The organism is Bifidobacterium apri (genome assembly GCF_009299485.1).
GTDB classification, from domain to species: domain Bacteria; phylum Actinomycetota; class Actinomycetes; order Actinomycetales; family Bifidobacteriaceae; genus Bifidobacterium; species Bifidobacterium apri.
Genome location: NZ_WBSO01000025.1, coordinates 1 through 5,375 on the forward strand (window position 1 = coordinate 1; position 5,375 = coordinate 5,375).

General features: G+C 58.4%; 9 protein-coding genes. All 9 read left to right on the forward strand.

All coding sequences use genetic code 11. The features are described 5' to 3' along the window. Positions 1-380 precede the first annotated feature (380 nt). A complete protein-coding gene (locus DSM100238_RS09415) occupies positions 381-542 on the forward strand; it encodes a hypothetical protein (RefSeq protein ID WP_167511140.1) in 162 nt (53 codons plus the stop codon). A 29-nt stretch (positions 543-571) separates the two neighbouring features. Further along, positions 572-1,453, forward strand: a complete 882-nt coding sequence (locus DSM100238_RS08975; RefSeq protein ID WP_152356319.1) for a hypothetical protein — start codon at positions 572-574, stop codon at positions 1,451-1,453. Then, the gene (locus tag DSM100238_RS08980; protein ID WP_152356320.1) at positions 1,450-1,746 is read left to right on the forward strand and encodes a hypothetical protein; all 297 of its coding nucleotides are present in this window, start codon (positions 1,450-1,452) and stop codon (positions 1,744-1,746) included. Before DSM100238_RS08975 ends, DSM100238_RS08980 begins: the two co-directional genes overlap by 4 nt. Further along, positions 1,739-2,182 (forward strand): DUF3310 domain-containing protein, encoded by a 444-nt coding sequence (locus DSM100238_RS08985; RefSeq protein WP_152356321.1) that lies wholly within the window; start codon positions 1,739-1,741, stop codon positions 2,180-2,182. Before DSM100238_RS08980 ends, DSM100238_RS08985 begins: the two co-directional genes overlap by 8 nt. After that, positions 2,166-2,354 carry a hypothetical protein gene (locus DSM100238_RS08990; RefSeq protein WP_152356322.1) on the forward strand — a complete coding sequence of 63 codons (189 nt, stop codon included), beginning with the start codon at positions 2,166-2,168 and terminating at the stop codon, positions 2,352-2,354. Before DSM100238_RS08985 ends, DSM100238_RS08990 begins: the two co-directional genes overlap by 17 nt. A gap of 481 nt (positions 2,355-2,835) precedes the next feature. Beyond that, positions 2,836-3,720 carry a hypothetical protein gene (locus DSM100238_RS09000; protein ID WP_152356323.1) on the forward strand — a complete coding sequence of 295 codons (885 nt, stop codon included), beginning with the start codon at positions 2,836-2,838 and terminating at the stop codon, positions 3,718-3,720. Then, positions 3,717-3,959, forward strand: a complete 243-nt coding sequence (locus tag DSM100238_RS09005) for a hypothetical protein (protein ID WP_152356324.1) — start codon at positions 3,717-3,719, stop codon at positions 3,957-3,959. Before DSM100238_RS09000 ends, DSM100238_RS09005 begins: the two co-directional genes overlap by 4 nt. Before the next feature lie 11 nt (positions 3,960-3,970). After that, positions 3,971-4,210, forward strand: a complete 240-nt coding sequence (locus tag DSM100238_RS09010) for a hypothetical protein (RefSeq protein WP_152356325.1) — start codon at positions 3,971-3,973, stop codon at positions 4,208-4,210. A gap of 122 nt (positions 4,211-4,332) precedes the next feature. Further along, a complete protein-coding gene (gene dut / locus DSM100238_RS09015; RefSeq protein ID WP_152356326.1) occupies positions 4,333-4,809 on the forward strand; it encodes a dUTP diphosphatase in 477 nt (158 codons plus the stop codon). The last annotated feature ends 566 nt before the right edge of the window (positions 4,810-5,375 follow it).

Genomic DNA, 5,375 nt, shown 5'->3' on the forward strand with positions numbered 1-5,375 from the left:
ATTACCGGCTCACGGATACGGGCGACACCATCCTGTGCCCGGATTGTGCGAAGAAAGCCGGAGTGAAGCATCTGCGTGAGAGCAGGCAGGCGGAATGGCAGAAGGGCGAGAAAGACCCGCGCACTTGGTGGGTTCTCCCTAAGGAAGACAAGGAGCAGACGGAATGAGTATCACATGCCAAGCGTGGTGTGACGAGTGCGGGCGGAAACTGTTCGTGAGAACAAGGTATGTGCGTGGGCCGCTCTACTGCGACGTGTTCATGACACCTGAGACAGCGGCGGGGACAGCCCGCCGCTTGGGATGGAAAGTCACCAGTACGCGCAAACGCGGAACCAGAACATTCAACTTCACATGCCCACAATGCCAGGACAAGGAGCAGCATGCTTGATGAGCGTATGCCGAAGATCCGGTATTGCGAGAAGTGCGGCAGGCCGAACGTGGGCACGGACAGGTGTCCTCACGCGATGAACCCAAAGTACATGTGTCCGCGTGACCGTGAGGCGCGTGAACTCGCGCGCAAGCTACGCCGATTCGGATTGTAGCGTAATCACTCTTGGAAACAGGGAATGACATGGTTCAGGATGATAAGCCGGTGGGCTACGTGCAGTTGCGCAACGACTTCTGGCGGAACACGAAAATCCGCAAACTGTGGGTGGTGTGCCCGCAGGCGGTGGGCGCGTACGCGCTGATGCTCTCATGGTGTGGTGACGATTTGAGTGACGGGCGTATCTCGGATGACACTGCACGGTATGCTCTCGGCATCAACGACGAGATTCTGAATGCGTTACAGGATTGCCGTCTTGTTGACCATGACGGTGACATGTGGACGGTTCATGACTTCCTTGCTGTGAACCGTAGCAGGGACAAGGTTCTTGCGGCGGCCGAGCGGAAGAGACAGCGTGACCGCGAGTATCAGGCGCGTAAGTATCGGGAGAAGCGTGGCGACGTAAATCCTGATACCGATTCAGTCTCGTACGATTCTCGCGCGAGACTCGTACGAGAATCGTACGATATCGTACGAGCTCGTCCGGAAACCCAGAACCCAGAACCCATAACCCAAGAGAAAGAAGAAGAATTACATTCTTCTTCCAAAGAGAGCGAAAACCTGACAGCCGACGATTGGGCACACACCCATGCGGGCGCGGACACCATCAGCCGGATACGCGACCAATACCCGAAACTCGACATGAGGGACGCGCTCCAAGCATTCACCACGCATCACGGGCAAACGATGAAACCACCCGGCATGTGGGAGCGCCTGTTCACGGGGTGGTGCGGGAAGCGAGCCAGCATCGCCCAAGTGCCCGAACAGCACAAGCACCAACACACATGGGCGTGCGAGCATACGCTCACCGTCCTCGGCCTGACCGACCGCAGTCAGGTCGATGACGAAACCATGCGTGAAGCATGCAGGATAGCAAACCAGCTCAACGAAAGGGAGAACGAACCATGAGCCACGTCATATCGGCTGAATTTCACACGCGACGCATAGTCACGCCGATCGAACTGACCACCAGCAACAACGTGCCGGAAAGCGGGTGGTACATCAGCGAAGACCTGCGCACACTCGTCAACATCGACGATGACGGTTACGCGGAATGCTTCGACATCGACGGCGACAGGATAACCCTCGCTGACGGCGATCTCGGCACCCCGTGGGCGCGAGTCCTCCATGACACGATAGGCAACCAACTGCTGTACAGGCTCGGCAAAGTCACGATACGAAAGGTCACAAGCAATGAATGACATTATCAATCATCCGGCGCATTACGAGCGTATAGGCTCGTTCGAGTGCATCGAACTCACGCGCCTCTACGATTTCGACTGGGGCAACGCCATTAAGTACGTTTGGCGGCACGAGATGAAACATCCCTGTGCGTCCGGCGCGTTACAGGATCTGGGCAAGGCCGCATGGTACGTGCATGACGCGATGGACAACGGCCTCCACCCGGCGCCCACCGACCCGATGCACTACGAGTTGGCGGACAGGCTCCTACGACTGGCGAAACGAGACCAGGTCGCACACGCCGAAACATTCTGGCAGGCGTTGGCGTGGCGGGACACCGACCGGTGCGTGGAAGCGTTGGAACATCTGGCCGGACGCTACCAGACACATGACCCGCAGGGCTACATGCTCGTACTGCACACGCTGAAAGGGGAGAACAGTGAAGAGGGTCGTTGAAGACCAGATACGAAAACTCAGCCATGACGGTTTGTCATTCAAGGAGGTTTCGAAGATCACGGGCGTGGACGAGACCACGGTGTTCCACCTGCTGTGTACCCCACCCCGACGCGACCAGAAACCGGAACCACAGGATACGGGCATGATGGAAGTGCCCCTATTCGGTGAGTAAAGGAGGCGTAGAACGACGAACAGCACAACCCCTAGCAAGGATACGCGCGACACTGTTCTCACGCGGGACAGATGGCGTTGCGTGCGATGCGGGAAACCCCTTGACATGGGCAGCATCCACCACCGGCGATTGCGAAGCCACAAGTGGCCCGGCTTGAACCTGCCAAGCAACCTGCTCACTCTCTGTGGGAGTGGTGTTTCCGGGTGTCATGGTTGGGCGCACGCGCACCCCGCGCAGGCGCGCGAAGACGGATACCTCGTCAGCGCCTACAACGACCACCCGGAAACCATCCCAGTCCACACTTGGAAGGGTTGGATGATGCCGGACAATACCGGCCATTGGGTGCCGAAAGTGGTATAATCATCGTGTTTGCGTCAACCGCTGGAACTGGTGGCGCGACACCACAGCAAGGGCCTGCACCCCGAAACAGGCTCTCGTGTCGCGGCATACCCATCGACAGGAATGGAAGGACAGTCAACCAGTGACCGACGTGCCCGCCGCATACGATACGTGCGCCTCATGCTGGCGTGAAGCCACGCCCGACGACTACCCGGCATACATGCGAGACCATCCCAATCTCAACAAGCCGACCATATGCGCATCCTGCTGGACTAGGCTCGTCACCGATCTGGAATGGATGACCCGCAATCTCGACTCGTTGGAAGAGTATCGCATCAACCGGGCGAACGGGCGGCATGACGGGAACGGCGGCGGCGGGAACCGTGGCAACGCGCCCACTCCGGTCAGGGAACGCATCTACGACCTCCTGTTCGAGAAGTCAGGAACCGGCGCGCCCGGCGTGCGCCTCACCCTCACCGCATACCTCGACTGTCTGGGGCAACGCTACATGCACGGCGACAAGCTCAGCGTGCTCGCGCACCGCGTCGCCTCCTGCCCGCTCCTGCTCGCCAACAACACCGCTTCCGGCGTGTACGCGCGGGAAATCCACCGTCTCACCCGCCAATGCCAGGCGTGCATGACCGGTGAAAACAGCGACACCATCATCCTCGGCCCATGTCCGGCCAAGGATTGCGGCACAATCCTCACCGCCCCGGATGACGCGGTGACCGTAACCTGCCCGCACTGCCGCAACACGATACCCGTCAGCCTCATGCGCATCATGCAACGGCAACGCATCCTGAACAGTCCGGTAACCGGCACGGCGCGACAACTGCGCCGCACCCTACAAGACAGTGGGATTCGGGTGAACGCGAACACGATGTACAGCTGGATTCATCGTGGCGTACTCCGCCCGGCCAAACACCAGCCCGGCAAAGGCAAGCCGGTGTACCGGTTGTGCGACGTGTACGCCCTCGCCACACGCGCACAACAACAGCAACAAGCAGAAGAAGGGGAAACCGAATGAAAGCCGTACTGCTGATCCTGCTCGGCGTGCTCATCGCATTGGGCACGCTCATGGAGTCGATGTTCACGCTCGCGTTCATCGGCGTGTGCGTCCGCGATTTGGAGCATGGTGAGCATGATATCGGCACCAGTGTCGTCGGCGCGATCATCTGCGCGTTCACGACCATGCTGTGCGTTCTGGTCGGCTGGATGTGGATTGACATAGCATGGCCTATCGTCCGCGCCGGACTCGGCTTGTGAGGGGGTAGGGGATGTTCTGGCTGGCGTTGGGCATTGATATCTTCCTCATCACGGCGAATATGGTAGTCGGCATCTTCGACGTTGTCCTGTTCTGCGAATGGGCTTGCGATGAATTGAAGTTCGAGTACCGGCGTGTGGGCGCATGGGTGACGCTCACGTTCTTCATTCTCATGAACGTGTCACTCATGTTTGCTGATTTTCTTGTCCCACAATATACGTGGCCTATTCTCCGACCGTATTTCGGCGGATAAAACGAATCCCACGCCGTCAAAATGTGCAAAACCAGCGTGGGATTCAACCCCACCAATGTAGGGAACACGAGAACTTGTCTCACACTCGACTATAGCACGCGACGCGTGGGAAGGACACTCTCATGGCGGCAAAACGAACCACAGCTCAACAGGAACCCGAAACACAGGCGCCCGAGGTGCCCGTACTGAAATACACGCTCGACGAGGGCGCATACCCGCCCGAGCGCGCGCACGCGACCGACGCGGGCTTGGACTTGCGCACACCGGTAGCCGTGACTGTGCCAGCGCATGGGAGCGTGGTTATCGACACTGGCGTGCATGTCCAGCTTCCAGCGAATACCGTGGGGATGCTCAAAAGCAAATCAGGATTGAATGTCAAGCATGGTATTACCAGTGAAGGCGTGATTGATGCCGGCTACACTGGCGCGATCAAGGTCAAGCTCTACTCTCATGGGGATGATGATTATGTCTTCGAGGCGGGGGATAAGATTACGCAGTTGGTAATCCTGCCGCTCGCTTATGTTGGTGAGCTTGAGCAGGTGTCTGAGCTTGATGATTCAGATCGTGGCGATAGCGGCTTCGGAAGCACTGGGCGTTAGTCTCATCGTTGGATTAGAATAGAGTAAAAAGTTGGCGGGTAGTTATTGATAGCCACTACCCGCCAACTGCATTATTGCTAACATACAAGGAGTGAACCATGTACGTTGTTTATAAGCATACCACGCCAAGCGGAAAAGTGTATATCGGCATTACTGGGAAGAAGCCTGAATACCGTTGGAAGAACGGAAACGGGTACAAGGACAATGCGCACTTCGACAACGCTATCAAAAAGTATGGCTGGGAGAACACCAAGCACGAAATCGTTGCGAACGGCTTGACCAAGGAGCAGGCGTGCGACTTGGAGATCGAACTTATCGCAAAGTATCACGCGACAGACCCACGCAAGGGGTACAACATCAGCGCTGGAGGCGAAAGCAGGGGGGGGGGGGGAAAACACGCGCGCGCAGCCGGGGGGGGCCGGCGTGGGGGAGGTGGACACGCTGGTGTTCAGCGAGGGGCGGGATATGCGGCTGCGCGAGGCGGGAGCGCGGGTGGTCGTGAACGCCTACACCAGGGAGGGCTTGGTGGTGGATGGCGGGCAGTTCGCGGTGCGCGGCGGCATTCT

Bases quoted from the DNA above. Each gene is read 5' to 3' on its own strand.
- DSM100238_RS09415 (WP_167511140.1), top strand. From the start codon at position 381: ATGCTTGATGAGCGTATGCCGAAGATCCGGTATTGCGAGAAGTGCGGC.
- DSM100238_RS08975 (WP_152356319.1), top strand. From the start codon at position 572: ATGGTTCAGGATGATAAGCCGGTGGGCTACGTGCAGTTGCGCAACGAC.
- DSM100238_RS08980 (WP_152356320.1), top strand. From the start codon at position 1,450: ATGAGCCACGTCATATCGGCTGAATTTCACACGCGACGCATAGTCACG.
- DSM100238_RS08985 (WP_152356321.1), top strand. From the start codon at position 1,739: ATGAATGACATTATCAATCATCCGGCGCATTACGAGCGTATAGGCTCG.
- DSM100238_RS09005 (WP_152356324.1), top strand. From the start codon at position 3,717: ATGAAAGCCGTACTGCTGATCCTGCTCGGCGTGCTCATCGCATTGGGC.
- DSM100238_RS09010 (WP_152356325.1), top strand. From the start codon at position 3,971: ATGTTCTGGCTGGCGTTGGGCATTGATATCTTCCTCATCACGGCGAAT.
- dut (WP_152356326.1), top strand. From the start codon at position 4,333: ATGGCGGCAAAACGAACCACAGCTCAACAGGAACCCGAAACACAGGCG.